At 68.0% G+C, this 17,286-nt stretch carries 16 protein-coding genes and 1 pseudogene; 10 read left to right on the top strand and 7 right to left on the bottom strand.

Going from position 1 to position 17,286, the window contains the following annotated elements; genetic code table 11:
* The first annotated feature begins 91 nt into the window (after positions 1 to 91).
* Positions 92 to 451, top strand: a complete 360-nt coding sequence (gene arsC, locus LXE91_RS25480; protein WP_039344633.1) for an arsenate reductase (glutaredoxin) — start codon at positions 92 to 94, stop codon at positions 449 to 451.
* Positions 452 to 586: 135 nt separating this feature from the next.
* Here the strand turns inward: arsC and LXE91_RS25475 are convergent, their stop codons facing one another.
* A complete protein-coding gene (locus LXE91_RS25475; RefSeq protein WP_039344636.1) occupies positions 587 to 808 on the bottom strand; it encodes a zf-HC2 domain-containing protein in 222 nt (73 codons plus the stop codon).
* Positions 786 to 1,385, bottom strand: coding sequence for an RNA polymerase factor sigma-70 (locus LXE91_RS25470; RefSeq protein ID WP_039344639.1), 600 nt, complete (start codon positions 1,383 to 1,385; stop codon positions 786 to 788). Before LXE91_RS25470 ends, LXE91_RS25475 begins: the two co-directional genes overlap by 23 nt.
* A 367-nt stretch (positions 1,386 to 1,752) precedes the next feature.
* Here LXE91_RS25470 and LXE91_RS25465 point away from each other — a divergent pair, with 367 nt between their 5' ends.
* Positions 1,753 to 2,307, top strand: coding sequence for an NADPH-dependent FMN reductase (locus tag LXE91_RS25465; RefSeq protein WP_039344642.1), 555 nt, complete (start codon positions 1,753 to 1,755; stop codon positions 2,305 to 2,307).
* Between the two features lie 46 nt (positions 2,308 to 2,353).
* On the opposite strand, the gene LXE91_RS25460 is transcribed toward LXE91_RS25465, so the two are convergent.
* Both LXE91_RS25460 and LXE91_RS25455 read right to left on the bottom strand, forming a co-directional pair.
* Positions 2,354 to 4,612 carry a hybrid sensor histidine kinase/response regulator gene (locus tag LXE91_RS25460; protein ID WP_039344645.1) on the bottom strand — a complete coding sequence of 753 codons (2,259 nt, stop codon included), beginning with the start codon at positions 4,610 to 4,612 and terminating at the stop codon, positions 2,354 to 2,356.
* A 108-nt stretch (positions 4,613 to 4,720) separates the two neighbouring features.
* Entirely contained in the window at positions 4,721 to 5,062 is a 342-nt protein-coding gene (locus LXE91_RS25455) for a hypothetical protein (RefSeq protein ID WP_082139541.1), read from the bottom strand.
* A 20-nt stretch (positions 5,063 to 5,082) separates the two neighbouring features.
* Here LXE91_RS25455 and LXE91_RS25450 point away from each other — a divergent pair, with 20 nt between their 5' ends.
* From LXE91_RS25450 to LXE91_RS25440, 3 genes are read left to right on the top strand one after another with little or no spacing between them, the layout of a single operon-like run.
* A complete protein-coding gene (locus tag LXE91_RS25450; RefSeq protein ID WP_039344648.1) occupies positions 5,083 to 5,451 on the top strand; it encodes a response regulator in 369 nt (122 codons plus the stop codon).
* On the top strand, positions 5,444 to 6,070 hold the full coding sequence (locus LXE91_RS25445; RefSeq protein ID WP_039344650.1) for a chemotaxis protein CheC: 627 nt from the start codon (positions 5,444 to 5,446) through the stop codon (positions 6,068 to 6,070). The genes LXE91_RS25450 and LXE91_RS25445 overlap by 8 nt, the downstream gene beginning before the upstream one ends.
* Positions 6,067 to 7,005, top strand: coding sequence for a GGDEF domain-containing protein (locus LXE91_RS25440; RefSeq protein WP_039344653.1), 939 nt, complete (start codon positions 6,067 to 6,069; stop codon positions 7,003 to 7,005). Before LXE91_RS25445 ends, LXE91_RS25440 begins: the two co-directional genes overlap by 4 nt.
* Before the next feature lie 54 nt (positions 7,006 to 7,059).
* Here LXE91_RS25440 and LXE91_RS25435 read toward each other — a convergent pair whose 3' ends face one another.
* Entirely contained in the window at positions 7,060 to 7,944 is an 885-nt protein-coding gene (locus tag LXE91_RS25435) for an alpha/beta fold hydrolase (RefSeq protein ID WP_039344655.1), read from the bottom strand.
* Positions 7,945 to 8,116: 172 nt separating this feature from the next.
* Here LXE91_RS25435 and LXE91_RS25430 point away from each other — a divergent pair, with 172 nt between their 5' ends.
* The 5 genes and pseudogenes from LXE91_RS25430 (at position 8,117) to LXE91_RS25410 (ending at position 13,520) form a co-directional block, all read left to right on the top strand.
* The gene (locus LXE91_RS25430; protein ID WP_039344657.1) at positions 8,117 to 8,449 is read left to right on the top strand and encodes a hypothetical protein; all 333 of its coding nucleotides are present in this window, start codon (positions 8,117 to 8,119) and stop codon (positions 8,447 to 8,449) included.
* 259 nt (positions 8,450 to 8,708) lie between these two features.
* Positions 8,709 to 9,557, top strand: a complete 849-nt coding sequence (gene hpnD, locus LXE91_RS25425; protein ID WP_039344705.1) for a presqualene diphosphate synthase HpnD — start codon at positions 8,709 to 8,711, stop codon at positions 9,555 to 9,557.
* A 13-nt stretch (positions 9,558 to 9,570) separates the two neighbouring features.
* A complete protein-coding gene (gene hpnE, locus LXE91_RS25420) occupies positions 9,571 to 10,824 on the top strand; it encodes a hydroxysqualene dehydroxylase HpnE (RefSeq protein WP_039344660.1) in 1,254 nt (417 codons plus the stop codon).
* A 15-nt stretch (positions 10,825 to 10,839) separates the two neighbouring features.
* Positions 10,840 to 12,813 (top strand): squalene--hopene cyclase, encoded by a 1,974-nt coding sequence (gene shc / locus LXE91_RS25415; protein ID WP_046196375.1) that lies wholly within the window; start codon positions 10,840 to 10,842, stop codon positions 12,811 to 12,813.
* Between the two features lie 51 nt (positions 12,814 to 12,864).
* Positions 12,865 to 13,520 (top strand): annotated as a pseudogene (locus tag LXE91_RS25410) (phosphorylase).
* 110 nt (positions 13,521 to 13,630) lie between these two features.
* Here LXE91_RS25410 and LXE91_RS25405 read toward each other — a convergent pair.
* Both LXE91_RS25405 and hpnN read right to left on the bottom strand, forming a co-directional pair.
* Positions 13,631 to 14,605: an MlaA family lipoprotein gene (locus tag LXE91_RS25405; RefSeq protein ID WP_039340322.1), complete on the bottom strand. Its 975-nt coding sequence runs from the start codon at positions 14,603 to 14,605 to the stop codon at positions 13,631 to 13,633.
* The gene (gene hpnN, locus LXE91_RS25400; RefSeq protein ID WP_039340324.1) at positions 14,598 to 17,231 is read right to left on the bottom strand and encodes a hopanoid transporter HpnN; all 2,634 of its coding nucleotides are present in this window, start codon (positions 17,229 to 17,231) and stop codon (positions 14,598 to 14,600) included. Before hpnN ends, LXE91_RS25405 begins: the two co-directional genes overlap by 8 nt.
* Positions 17,232 to 17,286: the final 55 nt, after the last annotated feature.

Here is a 17,286-nt window from a genome sequence, read left to right as displayed (position 1 = left end):
CCGCGCCCGATCTCCCGATTCCTCACCGCTCGTCCCACCAAGCCCTCAATCCAGACTGGCTACAATACAGGGATCTACCCTCCAGGCCTGAATGATGATCACGATCTACCACAACCCCCGATGCTCGAAGTCGCGCGAGACGCTTGCGTTGGTCGAGTCGCTGAATACCACCGGTGCGCCGTTGAATGTCGTCGAGTATCTGAAGACGCCGCCGACGGTCGAGGAACTGGAAGCGCTGCATCGGCAGCTTGGTCGCCCGGTTCGCGACATGCTTCGCGACGGCGAGGAGCCGTACAAGGCGCTGAATCTTGCCCGTGTCGATCTGACTGATGCGGATGCCTATGCGGCAATTGCCGCTCATCCGATTCTGCTGCAGCGGCCCATCGTCGTTTACCGCGGCAAGGCCGCCGTCGGCCGGCCGCCCGAATCGGTGCAGGCACTGTTCGAATAATTTTTGTCCGCCGTATTTTTCTGATTGCGTCAGCCCGGCGCAAGCACTCGCACGAGCATCGGCAATCGAAGCCAGCCCGATCACCGGGCAGCATGCGACCACGGCCCTGACGATCGCCGTCAACGCGATCCGGGCCTAGCCTTCCCCGGGCGACGCCCCGTCATCATCCGGGGCAGGCCCCCGCCCCGCCGCCGCTTTCGCGGCCGTCCGCAGCAGCGCGATCTGTCCGCGATAGGCTCTGCAGCCACTGCAGGTCGGCAGGTGTATGCGCACCTGCAGGCGCTCATGCAGGGTCAGATGCCGGTCGAGCGCATCCGACAGCAGTCGCGTCACGTCAGTACATTTCCCCGGCAGCATCTTCGGTCGTCAGTCCTTGTTCGCTCAGGCAGGTTCGCAGGCGCGTGCGCGCCCGGTAAAGCAGCACGCTGCAATGATTCGTCGTCAGCGTCAATTCGCTGCAGATGTCCGTCATTTCGAAGTCGAGGAATTCGCGCATCATGAACACGCGCCCGATCTGCTCCGGCAGGTGATCGAGGCACGCCTCGAACAGTGTCCAGAACTGCTGCTGCTGCAACAGCGTGTCGGGGCGTGGCCACGGTCGCGGCTTCGCATGCGCGGCCCAGTGCCCGTTTTCCTTGAACAGCTCGCGATCGAGTACCGATTCGCCGTCGAGCTCGGCATCGAGCGCGGACAGGCTCACCGTCCGCTGCCGCGCGCGCAGCACGTCGATCAGCTTGTTGCGCAGGATGCCGAACACCCAGGTCTTGTGCGCCGACAGCCCCGCGAAATCGCCCGCATGGGACCAGGCGGCGGCAAGCGCTTCCTGAACGGCGTCCTCGGCCGCGTCGGCATCACGGAGCTGGAGCCGCGCGAAGCGCAGCAGGTCGCGCCGCAGTTGCGCGAGATAAACGGGATCGTCGTAGGCGGACGGCATGGATGGGTTGCAAGTGTCTCGAAGCGATCGAGCGTGCGCCACAGGCGGGCGTATCGCAGTGCCAGCAGCTTACTGGGCGCAGTGCCGGCCTGCAATGCATGTTCCGTCACGAATTCACGAAGCCGGCCGACGCGCTGCGCTATGCTTGCCGAACCCTGTGTCGCGTGTCGGCAACGACCCGCGATAGGCAATCTGTAACGTCGGAACATAACGGCCGAGTTATCCACAATTTCTGTGGAAAACCTTGTGGAAAGTCGGCCGTACGGCCCCGTGGGGCGGTTCGCGGGCTGGCTTGCCTATAAACAGACCTTTGTCGCTCGATCGGAAGCAATCGATCCGATTCCTTACTCACCGGAAGGAGAATGCCATGTCCTATCGCATCGCTGTGGTCGTCGGCAGCCTGCGTCGCGCTTCGTCGAACCGCGCGCTCGCACACGCCGTGATCTCGCTCGCCCCCGCGGATTTCTCGTTCGAGTTCGTCGAGATCGGCGAGCTGCCGCTATACAGCCAGGACTACGACGCGGATTTCCCGGAAGTCGCGAAGCGCTTCAAGCAATCGATCGAGGCCGCCGACGCGCTGCTGTTCTTCACGCCCGAGTACAACCGCTCGATTCCGGGCGTGCTGAAGAACGCGCTGGACTGGGGCTCGCGCCCGTGGGGTTCCAACTCGTGGTCGGGCAAGCCGGGTGCCGTGCTCGGCACGTCGCCGGGTGCGACGGGCACCGCGCTCGCGCAGCAGCACCTGCGCAACGTGCTCGCGTATCTCGACGTGAAGACGCTCGGGCAGCCCGAGATGTTCATCAAGCACGATCCGGCGCGCATCGACGACCAGGGCCAGATCGTCAGCGAAGACACCCGCAAGTTCCTGCAGGGCTTCGTCGATCGCTACACGGGCTGGGTGCGCTTGCTGAAGTCGGCCTGAGCGCCACGCCCGATCACGCCGCCGGCACCGGCCCGCTCGCAGCCGGTCACGTGCCGGCGTGCCGCGCGTGTCGAGCATCGCGCGCTTCACGGATGCCCAGCAGGATTTCGTCGAGCAGCGCGATGTCAAACGGCTTCGACAGCACGCGGACGTTGACGGTGCGCGTGCGGTCGAGTTCCTCCGCGTAACCCGTGACGAGTATCACGGGCAGTTTCTCCGGCCGCTGTTCGACCGCTTCGGCGAGGTCGATGCCGTTCAGGCGGCCCGGCATGTGGATATCCGAAATCACGAGGTCGAACGCGTCGTTCGCGGCCGCGCTTTCGATCAGGCGCAATGCGTCGTCGGCGGTGGGCGCGTAGGTCACGCGGTGCCCGAGCAGCGACAGCAGCGCTTCGGTGCCGGCCGCGACTTCGCTGTTGTCCTCGACGAGCAGCACGTGCAGCCCGGCGAGCGCCCCCGCCCCCCCATCGTGCACGACCGCCGGCGGCCGCGCGACGACATCCTCGACGCGTGCGCGCGGCAGGTAGAGGCGCACCGACGTGCCGGCGCCGACCGCGCTGTCGATCGTCGCGAGGCCGCCCGAGCGTTCGCAGAACGCGAACACCTGCGGCAGGCCGAGCCCCGTCCCCATCCCCTGCGCCTTCGTCGTGAAGAGCGGTTCGAACGCGCGCGCGAGCACGTCGGGCGCCATGCCCGAACCCGTATCGTCGAGCGAGATCTGCACGAAATCGCCGGTGAGCGGAAAGCCGTCCTCGCGGCGCAGCGTCACGTTGCGTGCGCCGACCGTGAAGCGCCCGCCCGTCACCATCGCGTCGCGCGCGTTGACCGCGAGGTTGATCACCGCGAGTTCGAGCTCCGCGACGTCGACGCGGATCGGCCAGACACCCGGCTCGATCGCGACGACCAGCGACGATTTCGAACCGAGCGATGTCTTCAGCAGTTCGTGGCACGTGCCGATCCAGTGCCCGACGTCGATCGTTTCGTTGTGCAACGGCTGCTTGCGCGCGACACCGAGGAGCTGGCGCGTGAGCGACTGCCCGTTCTTCAGCGCGCGTTCGATCGCGCCGAGCTCCTTGTCGAGATGCTGGACCCCGCGCCGCCGCGCGATCTGCACGTTGCTCGAAATGATCATCAGCAGGTTGTTGAAGTCGTGCGCGACGCTGCCGACGAGATTGCCGAGCGCCTGCATCTTGCGCGACTGCCGGTACGCCGATTCGATCGAGCGCCGCATCGACGCTTCGGCCTGCCAGCGGTCCCACGCCTCCTCCTCCGCCTTCAGCCGCTTGAGCGACAGCCAGATCACGGACCACAGCGCGACCGACGGTGCGAACATCGAGATGAACAGCACGCTCAGGTGTTCGTACCATTCATGCCAGATCGCCGACGTGCGGTACGAGCATGTCACGTAGACGGGATAGCTGCCGACCTGGCGATACGCGACGATCTCGCTGCTCGCGCCGTCGTGGCGCACGTGCACGACGCCGGCGCGCGGATCGTTGCGCGCGTCGCCGAACGTGACGGCGCGATCGGTGTGCGCGAGTGCCGGCGGCGGCGGATACGATGCGATCACCGCGCCGTCCGAGCGCGCGAGCGCCATCGTCATCTGCGTGCTCGCGCCGCCGAGCAGGTCTCGGTAGAACGCGTTGAAATACGACGACTTCAGCGCGATCGACACCATCCCGGCGAACGAACCGTCGCTATGGCGCCGCGCGACGCCCGTGTTGAACACGGGAATGTTCTCGAGCTTGAGCGGCCCCATCATCAGCCGCGAGATGTGTTCGATGACCTTGCCGTCGCGGATGCCGGCGAAGTCGTCGCGGTTCGCGATCGACGCATAGGGCGCCGGATAGTAGAGGCTGTTCGCGAGCAGCATCCCGCTCGCGCCGAAGATCGACACGGCAGCCACCTGCGGATAGCCGCCGCCGATCGTGTTCAGCGCTTCGTGGATGTCGGACTCCCGGTTGCGCACGGTCGCGTCGTCCATGTCCTGCACGAGATCGACGATGCGCGCATCGAGCGTCTCGCTCAGGTCGAACACCTTGAGCGCGTGCTCCTCGGCCACCCGCACGGTGCGCATCGTCACGTCGCTCGCGGCTGCCTCGCGCGTCTTCAGGTCGTTGTACGCCATCACCACGACGTAGATGCACGGCAGCACGATCGCCGCGACGAGCAGCACGATCAGCGTCACGCGGCGCACCGCGAAATCGTGCTCGGGCGCACCGGACGCATAGTTGCCGTCGTCCTGCCAGTCGTCGGCAGGTGGGGAGGCGGGAGCGTGGGAGTCGGCAGGCCGGTCGGACGTCATCGAGGAAGCGGGTGAGGCAGAGGTGCCTGCCATCATAAACGAGTTGCGACGGCCCGCCGCACGGCCCCTGACGCCAGCCATCCTGTCGATTTCGACAGGGGGAAATTGTCAGATTGAAAACGCGACGAATCCGGCAGCGCAAACGTACACAAGGAAAAATTTTGCGTGCTTATCTCGAAAATGATCGTGGCTGTTTTCGGAATGGCGCGTGTTCGGATCGATTCTGTTCGAAATGGTGAAAATGGCGAGTTGCATCGCCTCCGGTTTACTCAGAGAATCGCGCCTTGCTTTCCCTATGACAGATATATGCGCCCGCCGGCGTTCGCCGTGCGGTGCGTCGCGCGCACCCGCGTCGCGGCGCCCGCGCGTGGCCGCCAGACGGTTGCCCGCACCCGAACGCATGGCGCCTAAAGAAGTGCGCCGCGCGGTCGTTAACGCGAGAGAGACCATTCCGTATACCGCATCGCCCCATGCCTTTGCCGATTGTAATTGCCGACGATTCGCTGCTCGCTCGCAAACTTCTGACAAAGGCGCTGCCGGGAGGCTGGGACGTCGAAGTCGCGTATGCCGCGAATGGTCGAGAGGCCCTGGCGCTCTATCGTGACGGCAAAGCTTCCGTGATGTTTCTGGACCTGACGATGCCCGACATGAGCGGATATCAGGTGCTCGAGACACTGCGCCACGAAGATCTGAACACGTTCGTGATCGTGGTATCCGCCGATATTCAGCCGCAGGCGCAAGCACGCGTGCGCGAATTGGGCGCGATCGCATTCGTAGCCAAGCCCGTGACGTCGGAGGCATTGCTGCCCATTCTCAAGGAGTATGGGTTGTATGCCTGACTCGGTGTTCACGGCGGAGCAACGCGACGCGTTGCAGGAAATCGCCAACCTCGCTATGGGCCGCGCCGCTGCGCGGCTCGCGTTGTTGCTCGGGCACTTCATCGAGCTGTCGGTGCCGCGCGTGCGGGTCGTGAAAGCGACCGACGCGGGTGACGCGCTGCGCGAGATGACGGGCATTCACGACAACGTGACCGCCGTGCGCCAGGGCTTTCGTTCCGACATCAAGGGCGAAGCGATCGTGTTGTGCCGCACCGCGAGCATCGCGCGGCTCATGTCGGTCGTCGACCGCACGTTCGGCGATGGCGTGTACGGCGGGATGGCGACCCCCGACGAAGTCGTGTTCGACGTCGCGAACGTGCTGATGGGCGCGTGCGTCGCGTCGATCCTCGACGAGCTCGGCCGCAAGCCCGTGTTCTTTCCGCCGGGGCTGCTCGGCGCGAACGTGTCGTTCGACGACGTATTCCAGCCGACCGAGCTGGCATGGAGCGTGGCATTGCTGCTGGAAGTGAACTTCGGGCTCGAGGACCACGCGTTCCGGGCTCATTTCGTGATGCTGATGGCCGAGGATTCGATCCGGCTGATGGGCGACGCGCTCGACGCGTTGCTGTCCGCGCTATGACGGCCGCCACCTCGTCGCTGAGCGACCTCGTGATCGAGCGGGTGGGCTTCGGCCTGTTCGTGCTCGACCGCGCGATGACCGTGCTGATGTGGAATCGCTTCATGCAGGACCACAGCGGCATCCCCGCCGCGGACGTGATCGGCCGCAACCTGTTCGACTGTTTTCCCGACCTGCCGCGCGCGTGGCTGTCGCGCAAGCTCGAGAGCGTGTTCCAGCTCGGCAGCTTCGCGTTCAGCTCGTGGGAGCAGCGGCCCTACCTGTTTCGCTTCGAGCACGACCGGCCGATCACGGGCGGCGTCGACTACATGCAGCAGGACTGCACGTTCATGCCGCTCACGCGCGGCCGCGACGTCGAAGCCGTGTGCGTGACGATCTCGGACGTCACGCACGTGAGCGTGATGCAGCGCGAGCGCGAGGAAGCGGTCGCGAAGCTGCGCGAACATGCGAATCGCGATGGCCTGACCGGCATCGCGAACCGGCGCTTCTTCGAGGCGCGGCTCGGCGACGAATTCGCGCGCTGGCAGCGCTATGGCGGCGACCTGTCGGTGCTGCTGTTCGATCTCGACCACTTCAAGACGATCAACGACCGTTTCGGGCATGCGGCCGGCGATGCCGTGCTGCGCGAGACCGCGCGCCGCGTCGCGTCGATCGTGCGCGCGCAGGATACGTTCGGCCGCTTCGGAGGCGAGGAATTCGCGCTGCTGCTGCCGTGCACGAATCTCGACGAGGCGATGCTGGTGGCCGACAAGGTGCGCGATGCGATCGGCAGCGTGCCGGTCGATGCCGAAGGAGTCAGCGTGCCGGTGACGGCGAGCGTCGGCGGTGCGTGTGCGAAGGCGGGCGCGCCGACCTGCGACGTGCTCGTCAACGAGGCCGACGCCGCGCTCTATCGCGCGAAGCGGCTCGGGCGCGACCGGTCGGTCGCGTATGCATAGGTAGCGCATCCGCCCCGCCGTGCGGGGAGCGGATGCCCTGGGCGCGTGCCGCGCTCAGCTTTTCGCGATGTCGGCCAGCACGCCGGCGAGCACGGCCGGCTGCGACATGAACGGCGAATGGCTGCTGTCGAGCTGATGCACGTGGGTCGGGTTGCCGGGCACGAACGCGTCGGCTTCGTCGATGAAGCGCTGCTGCAGCGCGGGCAGGACCACGCGATCCTGCAGGCACTTGATGTAGTGACGATCGATCGCGCCCCAGCGCGCGGCGGTCGTCGGGATCGCGGTCGCGAACGGCGCGGCCGGCACGTCGCAGCTCATCAGGTTCGCGACGGCCTCGAAGTCGGCCTGCGGCACGTCTTCGTACAGCGCGCGCTTCGCGAGCTCGCGATACGCGCTGTCGCCGCTGCGCGGATCGATGCGCAGCGCACCGGCAACGCGTGGGCTCGCCAGCATCAGCGGGGCGAGCATTTCCCCCTTGTTTTCAGGTGCGCGCACGTAATCGAGGCCCGGCACGCCCGACGCGGGCATGAAGGCCGCGAGATAGACGATCTTCGCGATCTTGTCCGGCGCGCGCTCGGCGGCCGCCGTGATCGCAAGGCCGCCCATGCTGTGCCCGACGAGCACGACCTTGCCGTGGCCGAGCGCGTACGCGTCGTCGACCGCCTGCATCACCTGCGTGGCGTAATCGTCGAGCGTCGTGTTCGCGACCGGCGACGGCTCGGCGCCGAACGCGTCCTTGTCGAGCGGGCGTGCGAAGTAGGAGGCGGGAAAGCGGGCATGGATCCCGTGCGCGGGCAGGTCACGCGCGATCGACAGGTGGCCGCGCGCGGCCAGCGCGGCCGCGACGTGCGCGTAACACCACGCGCCGTGCCAGGCGCCGTGCACGAGCACGAAAACGGGATGATCGGACTGCGGGGTGGCGCTTGCGTTCGTCTCCATGATGTCCGGCTCTTCAGATTTTGGGAAAGGTGTCATCTTAGACGAACCCGTGCGCCCGGACGGGCCGGCTTCGATCTGTCCTCTTGTCTCGTACAGGCCACATTTCGTGCGTATCTGATTTGAATTTATCGCGAACCACGCTAATTTGTTGCTTTGCTTCCGATTGCGCCCCATGAACGTCGACTATCTCTTCTACCGGAGGCCGGACAAGCCCGGCCCCTATTCGCTCGACGATCTCGGCGACATCGCGCCGCCGATCGGCCCGGGCGACCTGGTGCGTGCGGGCATCGCACGCGTGTTCGCGCAGATCGACTGGCACGAATCGCCTGATGTGCCGGGTGCGTGGTTCGGCACGGGCGGCGCGACCTTCCAGTTCACCGCGGAGCCCGACGGCCGCGTGACGAGCTTCATGGGCTCGCGCCTCGAACGCCGTTCGATGCTGCAGCTCACCCGCGAAATGGGGCTCATTGCGCTCGACCTGCAACGCGACATCGTTTACGGCTGACGCGCGGCCGGCACCGGGGCCCGCCCGCGCCTGCCGCGCTTGCCGGCCAACGGCTTCCGGCATGCCGCCGCCCGTGGCGCGTGTCCGCCATCGAACTTCAAAGATTGCTATACTTTCGCCCAATTCCGGCTTCCGGCCGGTAATTTGTGCATGTCTGCGTCGATCGTTCGCACATCTCGCATGCATTTGACACCCTGACCATCCCCGCCGGGCATGGCTTCTTCAATCGCCCCGCGTGGGTGTCTCCGTGGAGCTCGTCTTGGCCGTTTCCAATTCCGTCGTGGACGAACAAGAAACCGACGCCGCTGCCGTCACATCGGGCAGTTCTTTCTATCTGGCGATGCGCATCCTGCCGGCCGTGCAGCGCGATGCGATGTTCCAGGTCTACGCGTTTTGCCGCGCGGTCGACGACATCGCCGACAGCGACCTGCCGCGCGCCGAGCGCAACGCGGGCCTCGATCGCTGGCGCGCGGACATCGACGCGTGCTTCGCCGGCCGCCCGCCGCGCCACCTGGCCGCGCTCGACCGCGAGATCCGCGCATTCAACCTGCAGCGCGACGACTTCCACGCGATGATCGACGGGATGGCGATGGATGCAGTCGAAGACATCTGCGCACCCGATGAACCGACGCTCGACCTCTTCTGCGACCGCGTGGCGAGCGCGGCCGGCCGTCTGTCGGTGAGGATTTTCGGGATGCCGGAAGCCGAAGGGATCACGCTGTCGCATCACCTCGGCCGCGCGCTGCAACTGACGAACATCCTGCGCGACATCGACGACGATGCCGCGATCAACCGTTGCTACCTGCCGCGCGAACTGCTCGCGCGCGAAGGCATCGCGATCACGGCCCCGGCGACGATCGTGCGTGATCCGGCGCTGCCGCGCGTGTGCACGACGCTCGTCGAGCGCGCGCTCGAGCACTTCCGCCAGGCCGACGCGGTGATGGATACCTGCCCGCGTGCGCAGGTGAAGGCGCCGCGCATCATGTCGGGCGCGTATCGCTGCATCCTCGAAGCCGCGATCGCGCGCGGCTTTGCCTTCCCGCGCGCGCCGCTGCGCAAGCCGAAAGCGCGCATGCTGATGATCGCGGCGCGCTACGCGCTGTTCTGAGCCAACCGAGTCGATGCCCAGAACCGTCCACGTGATCGGCGCCGGCGTTGCCGGCCTGTCGGCCGCGGTCGAACTGCAACGCCGCGGGCGGCGCATCGTGCTGCACGACGCGCACGCGCACGCGGGCGGCCGCTGCCGCTCCTGGTTCGACGGGATGCTGAACACGACGCTCGACAGCGGGCTGCACACGGTGTTCGCGGGACAGCCCGCGACGCAGCGCTACCTGCGCGCGATCGGCGCGGCCGACCAGCTCGCGGGGCCGGCGCTGCCTGAATTCCCGGTCGTCGACGTCGCGTCGCAACAGCGCTGGACGCTGCGCTTCGGCAACGGGCGCTGGCCGTCGTGGCTGTTCGATGCCGCGTCGCGCGCGCCGGACACGACGCCGCTCGACTACCTCGCGCTCGCCCCGCTCGCGTTCGCGCGCATGGGCCGCTCACTCGCACAGACGATGCGATGCGACGGCATGTTGTGGGAACGTTGGCTGCGGCCGTATTTCCTCGGTGTGCTGAACGTCGAGCCGCGCCATGCGAGTGCGGAACTCGCACGCGCGGCGCTGTGCAGTACGTTTTCCGCGGGCGGCGCCGCTTGCCGTCCGCTCGTCGCGCGACACGGCCTCGGCAGCGCATTCGTCGAACCCGCGCTGCGGATGCTGCAGCACGGCGGCGCGCAGATCCGGCTGAACTCGCGGCTCGACGCGTTCGAATTCGGCGCGCACGGCAACGCGGTCGATGCGGTTTCGGTCGGCGGCGAGCGGATCGATCTCGCACCGGGCGACGCCGTCGTGCTGGCCGTGCCGCCCGAGGTCGCACAGCCGCTGGTACCGGAACTCACCGCGCCCGACACGTTCAGCGCGGTCGTGACCGCGTATTTTGCGGCTGAAGCGCCGGCCGGCAATCCGCTGCAGACCACCGTCATCAACGGCGTCGTCGATGCGGTGCGCACCGGCGGCGGCCAACTCGCGGCGACGATCCGCGACGCGGGCCGCTGGCTCGACACGCCGCGCGATACGCTCGCGCGGCGCATCTGGGAAGACGTCGCGCGCGTGACCGGCGCGAATCCGGAAGCCATCCCCGCGTGGCAGCTCGTCGTCGAGCCGCGCGCGGGCTTTGCGGCGGTGCCGTCGCAGGAAATGAAACGTCCGGCCGTACGTACGCGCTGGACCAATCTTGTGCTGGCGGGCGACTGGATTGCCACCGGCTTGCCCGCCACGATCGAGGGTGCGATCCGCTCCGGCCAGCTGGCCGCGGACGTGCTCCAGACACAGTAAGTAAAAGAGGGACCGATGAACGATCTCACCGAAATGGCTACCCTGTCCGCCGGCGCCGTGCCGGCCGGCGTCGATACGGCCGTCGCGCGTGCGACCGACGCGCTGCTGGCCGCGCAGAACGCGGATGGCCACTGGGTCTACGAACTCGAAGCCGATTCGACGATTCCCGCCGAATACGTGCTGCTCGTCCACTATCTCGGCGAGACGCCGAACCTCGAGCTCGAACAGAAGATCGGCAAGTATCTGCGCCGCATCCAGCAGGCCGACGGCGGCTGGCCGCTGTTCACCGACGGCGCGCCGAACATCAGCGCGAGCGTGAAGGCGTATTTCGCGCTGAAGGTGATCGGCGACGACGAGAACGCCGAGCACATGCAGCGCGCGCGCCGTGCCATCCACGCGATGGGCGGCGCCGAGATGTCGAACGTGTTCACGCGCATCCAGCTCGCGCTGTACGGCGCGATTCCGTGGCGCGCGGTGCCGATGATGCCGGTCGAGATCATGCTGCTGCCGCAGTGGTTCCCGTTCCACCTGTCGAAGGTGTCGTACTGGGCGCGCACGGTGATCGTGCCGCTGCTCGTGCTGAACGCGAAGCGCCCGCTCGCGAAGAACCCGCGCGGCGTGCGCATCGACGAACTGTTCATCGATCCGCCCGTCAACGCCGGGCTGCTGCCGCGCCAGGGCCACCAGAGCCCGGGCTGGTTCGCGTTCTTCCGCGTGGTCGACCATGCGCTGCGCGCGGTCGACGGGTTGTTCCCGAACTACACGCGCGAACGCGCGATCCGCCAGGCCGTGTCGTTCGTCGACGAGCGCCTGAATGGCGAGGACGGCCTCGGCGCGATCTATCCGGCGATGGCCAACGCGGTGATGATGTACGACGTGCTCGGCTACGCGGAAGATCACCCGAACCGCGCGATCGCGCGCAAGTCGATCGAGAAGCTGCTCGTCGTGCACGACGACGAAGCGTATTGCCAGCCGTGCCTGTCGCCGGTGTGGGACACGTCGCTCGCCGCGCACGCGCTGCTCGAAACGCGCGACCCGCGCGCCGAGGATGCCGCGATCCGCGGCCTCGAATGGCTGCGCCCGCTGCAGATCCTCGACGTGCGCGGCGACTGGATTTCGCGCCGCCCGCACGTGCGGCCCGGCGGCTGGGCGTTCCAGTACGCGAACGCGCACTACCCGGACGTCGACGATACGGCGGTGGTCGCGGTGGCGATGGAGCGCGCGCAGCAACTCAAGCAGAACGATGCGTATCGCGATTCGATCGCGCGTGCGCGCGAGTGGGTCGTCGGGATGCAGAGCAGCGACGGCGGCTGGGGCGCGTTCGAACCGGAAAACACGCAGTACTACCTGAACAACATCCCGTTCTCGGATCACGGCGCACTGCTCGACCCGCCGACGGCCGACGTGTCGGGCCGCTGCCTGTCGATGCTGTCGCAGCTCGGCGAGACGCCGCTGAACAGCGAGCCGGCGCGTCGCGCACTCGACTACATGCTCAAGGAGCAGGAACCGGACGGCAGCTGGTATGGCCGCTGGGGAATGAACTACGTGTACGGCACGTGGACGGCCCTGTGCTCGCTGAACGCGGCCGGCCTGACGCCGGACGATCCGCGCATGAAGCGCGGCGCGCAGTGGCTGCTGTCGATCCAGAACAAGGACGGCGGCTGGGGCGAGGACGGCGACAGCTACAAGCTGAACTATCGCGGCTTCGAGCAGGCGCCGAGCACCGCGTCGCAAACCGCGTGGGCGCTGCTCGGCCTGATGGCGGCCGGCGAGGTGAACAACCCGGCGGTGGCACGCGGCATCGACTACCTGATCGCCGAGCAGAACGAAGAAGGCCTGTGGGACGAGGCGCGCTTCACGGCGACCGGCTTCCCGCGCGTGTTCTATCTGCGCTACCACGGCTATCGCAAGTTCTTCCCGCTGTGGGCGCTCGCCCGCTATCGCAACCTGAAGCGCGACAACACGACGCGCGTGACGGTCGGGCTGTAACGCGTGGCGCCGCAATCCACCGGCTCGTTGCCCGTCATCGCCGTGACGGGGATGGCGTTCGAGGCGCGCATCGCGCGCGGCGACGGCGTCGAAGCCGTCTTTGCCGCGCGGGCCGACCGCCTCGAACGCGCGCTGACCGAGGCGACCGCACGCGGTTGCGCGGGCATCGTGAGCTTCGGCACGGCAGGCGGGCTCGCGCCCGACCTGGCACCCGGCGCGCTGGTGGTCGCGAACGCGATCGACGGGCCGTTCGGCCGCGTCGAGACCGACGTGGGCTGGAGCGCACGGCTCGTCGCCGCGCTGCACGACACGCCGGTCTGGGCGCGCGTCACGCGCGGCACGATCGCGGCCGTCGGCGCACCGGTCATCAGCGAACAGGACAAGTCGTCGCTGTATCGCGCGAAGGACGCGCTTGCCGTCGACATGGAGTCGCATATCGCGGCGGCCTTCGCGGCCGCGCGCGGCGTACCGTTCGCTGTGTGCCGTGCGATCGTCGATCCGGCGTGGCGCACGCTGCCGAGCGCGGCGACGGCCGGCCTGCGCGACGACGGCAGCACGGCGATCCTGCCGATCCTGCGCGAACTGCTGAAGCAGCCGTCGCAGCTCGGCCCGCTGCTGCAGGTCGCGAGCGACGCGCGCGCGCGCGCACGACGCTGATCCAGGCGCGGCATGCGTTCGAGCGTGCCGGCGCGATGCGGATCGCCTGAGCGGCGCGCGCCGCCTGTCTCACCCTTCTCCCCGGTCTTCCGTTTCTCGCGGACAAAAGAGCGCTGCAGCTGCAGCGCTCTCTGTCTTGGCGGCGACGGCCGGTGCAGCGTTACTGCGGCACGGCCGGCGCGCTCGCAGGCGTCGCTGGTGCGGCCGCCGATGCCGCCGCCGGTGCAGCGGCCGAAGCAGCGGCAGGCGCGCTCGCCGGCATCGCGTTGTCCGCGCCCGGATCGTCGTACTGCGGCAGCCCTGGCGCGGCCGGCGCGTTGTTCGGCGTAGCACCCGATGCACCGCCCGACTCGCCCGGATCCTCGTAGTTCGGCAGCCCCGGCACGGCCGGCGTTGCGGCCGGCACGGCGCCCGCTTCACCCGGTTCGTTGTAGGTCGGCAGCGCGGCCGACGACGACTGGCTGCGATACGTCAGCGACTTGCGCTGCTGCAGGTAGGCGTCGCGCACGAACGAATACGGATCGAGCGCGGCCTGCTTCAGCAGGTCGGTCGCACCGAGCAGGTCCGAGCGCGCGCTGATGAACTGCGCGATGTACATCGGGTTGCGCGCGGCCGGCTCGATGTAGTTCAGCAGGTTGAAGCGCACGTCCACCGCGCGGCCGACGCCGTCGCGGATCGTGCTCGGCCCGAACACGGGCAGCACGAGATACGGGCCCGACGGCACGCCCCAGCGCGCCATCGTCAGGCCGAAGTCCTGGTGATGCTTCGGCAGCCCGGCCGGCGTCGCGATGTCGATCAGGCCGGCCACGCCGAACACCGAGTTCATCGCCACGCGCATCAGATCCTCGGTGGCATCGGTGATGCGGAGCTGCAGCAGGTTGTTCGCGATGTTGCCGAGATCCCCGAGGTTCGAGAAGAAGTTGCTGATCGCGGTGCGCACGGGCGTCGGCGTGACCTTCTGGTACCCCTTCGCGATCGGCTGCGCGATGTTCGTGTCGACGGTGTCGTTGAACTTGTACATCGCCCGGTTCATCGGCTCGAGCGGGTCGTTGGGGTTGCGGTCCGGTCCCGTCGCGCAGCCGGACAGCACTGCGCTGGCGGCAACGGTCGCCGCAATGATTCGCACCTTATTCATTGATTCCTTGCGATTGGTTCTTGGCGCGTTTGACGCGCGGTTTGCCCATCAGGACGGGCTGGAACACCACGGCGCCGATCAGCGTGCAGGTCAGGGCCAGCGCGAGCAGCTTGCCCATGCTCGACGTGCCCGGGTGGTGCGACAGCCACAGGCTGCCGAATGCGGTCGCCGTCGTCGCGGCGCTGAACAGGACGGCATGCGTGAGGCTCGAGTGCAGCAACCCGGTTTGCCCCGCGCGCCACGCCATCACGAAATACACCTTGAATGCAACGCCGACGCCGAGCATCAGCGGCAGCGCGATGATATTCGCGAAGTTGAGCGGCATGCCGAGCACGACGCACAGCTCGAGCGTCACGACGCCCGACACGAGCAGCGGCACCAGCGTGCGCAGCACGTCGCCGAAGCGGCGCAGCGTGACCCACAGCAGGACCGTGATCGAGATGATCGACCACAGCGCCGCATGCAGGAACGCGTTGATGATCGTGTCGGCCGAATGCAGGATCGAGATCGGCCCGCCGGTCGTGCCCGGCTCGGCGGCTTTCACGGTCTTCGCGAAGCGGCGCAGCATCGTGTCGTCGTTCGGGTCGACGCCCTTCGGCACCTTCGGCGAGATCTGCACGAGCGCATGGCCGTCCGGCGCGACCCAGTCGCGCACGAGCTGCGGCGGCAGCGATTCGCGCGTGACGTCCTGCGGCTGCAGCAGCGACGCGAGCTGGTTGAGCGCGATGCGCAGCGTGTCGGAGAACGCACGCTCGGCGCGGTCGCGCGTGGCGGCATCCGCGGCGGCGAGCTTCGCGAGCGACGCCGACAGGTGCTGCGCGGCGGCCGCACCCGGGCCCGGGTGATCCTCGGCCGCGTAGCTCAGCAGGTCCGACACACGCTTGAGCGCGGCGACGCGCTGCGCGTCGGTCGCGGGCGGCGCGGGCGGTTGAGTCAGCGCGGGCAGCAGGTCGCTCGCGGCGGCGGCGATCGCCGCGCGCTTGGCCGGCTGGTCGGCGGGGATGAAGGTCGACAGCGTGGTCGTGCGGCCGACCTCGGGCAGTGCGTCGAGGCGCTTCGCGGCCGCGTCGGCGTCCGCGAGCGTCGGCGCGAGCAGCGCGACGTCGTTGACGGCCGCTTCCGGCGAATCCTTCAGGGCGAGCAGCGTCGCCATCGATTCGCTGTTCGGATCCTTCAGGTGCAGCGGGTTGAAGTCGAAGCGCAGGAACGCGAGCAGCGGCAGCGCGCCGACCACGACCACGAGCGTGCCGATCAGGATCGGCTTGCGATGGCGGTCGAGGTAATCGTCGACCGGCGCGAGCCACGGGAAGCCCGGCGTCTTCGATTCGCCCGGCGGCGCGAACAGGCGCAGCAGCGCGGGCAGCAGCGTGAGCGTGGTGAGCAGCGCGACGAACATCCCGACGCCCGCGATCAGGCCGAGTTCGGACACGCCGCGATAGGCGGTGGGGATGAACGAGAAGAAGCTCGCCGCGACGGCCGCGGTGGCCAGCGCGAGCGGCATGCCCATCGAGTGCGCGGCGCCGATCAGCGCATGATCGATGCGCGGATCGCGGAAGCGCTCTTCGCGGTACTTCACGCCGTACTGGATCGAGAAATCGACGCCGAGGCCGACGAACAGCACCATGAACGCGACCGAGATCATGTTCAGCGAGCCGACCATCGCGAGGCCGAGCGCGGCGGTCACGACGAGGCCGACGAACAGCGTGACGAGCACCGAGCCGATCATCCGCTTCGAGCGCAGCGCGAGCCACAGGATGACGAGCACGGCAAGCAGCGTGAAGACGCCGTTGAGCGCCGCGCCATCCTCGACCGACGCGAATTCGTCGTCGGCGAGCGGCTGTTCGCCGGTCAGGCGCACGACGGCGCCATAGCGCTTCTCGAGGTCGATCGAACGGGCCGCGTCGCGGATCACCTGGCTGGTTGCCGCGCCGGCCTTCAGCGCGCCGTAGTTGACCACCGGCTGCACGGTGACGAACGCGCGCGCGGGCTGCCGCGCGGCATCGTTGTCGACCAGTGCGCGCCACGAGAACGCGGCCGGCTTGCCGGCGAGCACGTCGTCGACCGTCGCGGCGCTGCGGGCGAGCAGCTTCGCCATCGTGGGCAGCTTCACCTGGCCGGTCAGCAGCGGCTGGCCGAGCGTGGTGGACAGCGTCGTGGCGAGCCCGGTGAGGCTCGGGTTCTTCGCGAGTTCGTTGACGAGCGGGCGCGCGCTCGCGAGCTGCGAGGTCGTATCGGTGACTTCCTGCGGCGACAGGAACAGCAGCCCGTTGTGCTCGAAGAACGGCCCGCCGCCGGGCTCGGCGACGTGGCCGATGCGGCCGGCGTCGGCATCCTTCTGCAGTGCGTCGGTCAGCGCCTGCGCGGCGGCGGTCGCGAATTCGGGTGCGGGCGCCTCGACGACCGCGAGGATCGTGCCGTTGCGTTGCGGGAACGCCTTGTCGACAGCCTGGCCGAGCGCGGCGAATTGCGGTTCCGCATCGACGAGCTTGCTGATGTCGGTGTTGATCTTGAAATGCTGCGCGACATAGACGCCGCTGAGCGCGGCGATGACGAGCGACAGCACGACGACCCAGACGGGGCGGCGTACCGACCATGCAACGAGTCGGACGATGAGAGATGTCACCATGTGGCGGTGGGGAGCGGCTGGCAAGGGCAAAGTAGCCAAGTATACCGGCGCAGCG

The organism is Burkholderia contaminans (assembly GCF_029633825.1).
In the GTDB taxonomy this organism is placed as follows: domain Bacteria; phylum Pseudomonadota; class Gammaproteobacteria; order Burkholderiales; family Burkholderiaceae; genus Burkholderia; species Burkholderia contaminans.
Note: the sequence above shows the minus strand (reverse complement) of the source record. Positions and strands in the feature narration are given on the sequence as shown.